2 protein-coding genes are annotated in these 2,495 nt (G+C 66.2%); one reads left to right on the top strand and one right to left on the bottom strand.

Going from position 1 to position 2,495, the window contains the following annotated elements:
* Window positions 1-847: branched-chain amino acid ABC transporter permease (locus ACY45C_RS05755; RefSeq protein WP_462186610.1), on the bottom strand; the 847-nt coding region annotated here is incomplete at its 3' end.
* Between the two features lie 144 nt (window positions 848-991).
* Here ACY45C_RS05755 and ACY45C_RS05750 point away from each other — a divergent pair.
* Window positions 992-2,224: an ABC transporter substrate-binding protein gene (locus ACY45C_RS05750; RefSeq protein WP_462186609.1), complete on the top strand. Its 1,233-nt coding sequence runs from the start codon at window positions 992-994 to the stop codon at window positions 2,222-2,224.
* Window positions 2,225-2,495 lie beyond the last annotated feature (271 nt).

The raw sequence follows: 2,495 nt of genomic DNA, 5'->3' as shown, positions 1-2,495 counted from the left end.
GGTTCAACCAGGAGACGTCCTGTTGCAGCGGGATCAGGACAGCCTGGGTCATGCCGAGGCCGAGAGCTCCGACGACGGTCAGACCGAACGAGGACAGGCCACCGAGCAGAGCGGCGGCGAGCGCGGGAACGACGAACAGCGAGTAGCTCGTCGGATTCAGCGCACTGATCGGCGCCACGAGGATCCCGGCGAGAGCGGCGAGCACGGCCGCAATGACCCAGTTGACGGCGGCGATCCACCCGGGCCGCCGACCGAGAAGCGCGGTGGTCTGCTCATCCTCGGCGACGGCGCGGGTAGCCAGGCCGAACAACGTCCAGCGCGACATCGCCCACAGACCGGCGGCGACCACGATGACCGACGCGGCGAGCAGCAGCCGGTCGCTCGCCACGGTCACGCCCAGCAGGGACAGCGGTGACTGCGGCAGCACCGGGCTAAGGAACCTGTTGTCAGATCCGAACTGGAGCACGGCGACGGCCTGCAGCGCGATCGTGAGGCCGACCGCAGCCACGACCGTCATCAGCGGCTGGGCACGCCGCAAGGGCCGAAAAATAACCAGATAGGATACCATCGCTAGGATTGCCGCCATTGCGAGGGATACTGACAGGGCTAGCCCGAAGGTGGGCGTGTCGGTGAGATGAATTCTTGGCGACATCCCGACGACGGGCAGTACGAGGTCCCCGACCTCCCGTAGTTCTGCGTACTGATAGGTGACGTACATAGCGAACGCCCCATGGGCGATGTTGACCACGCCGGACGCGCGGTAGGTGAGCACGAGCCCCAGCCCGAGCGCCGCGTACACGGCCCCCGGGCCAAGGCCGAGCAGCAATGCTGCTATATACGTTGTCACCGGGCCCCCGTAGACGCATCTATTACAGATAGAGAGATCCGAACTGCGATGAAAACCGGACGCATGGTCACACAACAGTCCCCGTCCGGCCGGTCGACGGTCAAGCCCCCAGAACTGGACGACAGAAGTGTAGCTTCACGAGCCGTGAGACAAGCCTCCCGCATCCTCCTCGCGTTCTCCGTAGCCTTGTCCGTTGTCGTCGTCGGGTGCACGAGTCAGCGCGGTGGCTCGTCCGGCGCAGCTGCCGGTGGCAGCGCGGCGGCGAGCCGCCTGACCGGGCCTCCGGTCACTGTCGGCTTCGTAACGGTTGAGAACAGCACTGTCGGGTCATACCCGGAGACCCGGAAGGCCGCTCAGGCCGCCGTGGACTACGCCAACACCTCTCTGGGCGGGCTCGACGGTCGGCCGCTCCGGCTGATCAGTTGCGCAACCGACGGCTCGCCGGAGTCTTCCCAGAACTGCGCCAACCGGCTTGTCGCCACGAAACCACTCGCGGTGGTCGGCGGGATCGATTTCGGCGCGGAGGCGGCGATGCCGATATACGAGACCGCCCACATCCCGTACGTCACCGGCTCTCCTCAGCTGAGCGGAGAACTCGGCTCACACAACGCCTTCGCGTTTTCCGGCGGTTCGCTCAGCGAGCTGCTCGGCCTCACCGACTATCTGACGAACATCCGGCATGTGCGCAGCGTGCACGCGCTGTACCTCGACCTGCCCGGCCTGCTGTCCGCCGCTATCCAGGGATCACAGAACATCCTGCGCCATAAAGGTGTGTCCGATATCAAACTGGTGCCAGAGAAATCCGACGCGGCGGACTTCGCGCCAGCCCTGACCCAGGTCGCGGCGGGCAAGCCAGACGCGATCATCGTGGTGTTCCAGGCAGCGACGTGCACCCGGATCGTCCAGGCCGCGGCGGCGCTGAACATCCGCAGCGACATCTACTTCATCGGTCCCTGCACCACCCCCGCGGTGCCGCGCGCGGCCAGCGGCCGGACCGACAACCTCTACTTCGCTTCCAGCTACCTGCCGGTCGGGACGAGCGATGGTGACGCCGACACGGCGGCGTTCCGTAAGGCGATCCCGGAGCCCGATCGTTCCTCGTCGTCGCAGGGATCCTTCTCCGCCGTCCTCAACATCCGGTCGCTGCTGGCCGGTACCGCCCAGCCGACCTCGGCCGCCCTGCTCACGGCGCTTCGTGCCTCCCACGACCACCCGAACGTCATGGCCCATCCGTTCACCTGTGACGGCAAGCAGATCGACATCTTCCCGGCGGTCTGCAACACGGCGGTGCGGCTGCTGGCGTGGAAGAACAACACGTTCACCGATGTCACCAGCAACTGGCTCGACGGGCGCCAGCTCATCAAACTGATCAACTAATCACCTGGGCCGACCCGGGCCAGGCTGGACCGATCCGGGCCGCGGCACGGCACGGCTCGCTCAGCGAGCGGCTCCGGTCGGTCCAGATCAGCGCCGCCGATTCATCGGACAACACCCACTGTCTCATCCGGACCCAATGTCTCATCCGGCGCGACGCCGCCGAACAGGGCGGCGTCGACTGCCCCCGCAGCCGGTCACCCAGACGCGACGCGCACCGGCTTCTTGACAAGCGGTTGACTAACGTTGCTAGCTAGAATCGACTAACAGCGTT

It is taken from the genome of Frankia sp. CcWB2 (genome assembly GCF_977927585.1).
Note: the sequence above shows the minus strand (reverse complement) of the source record. Positions and strands in the feature narration are given on the sequence as shown.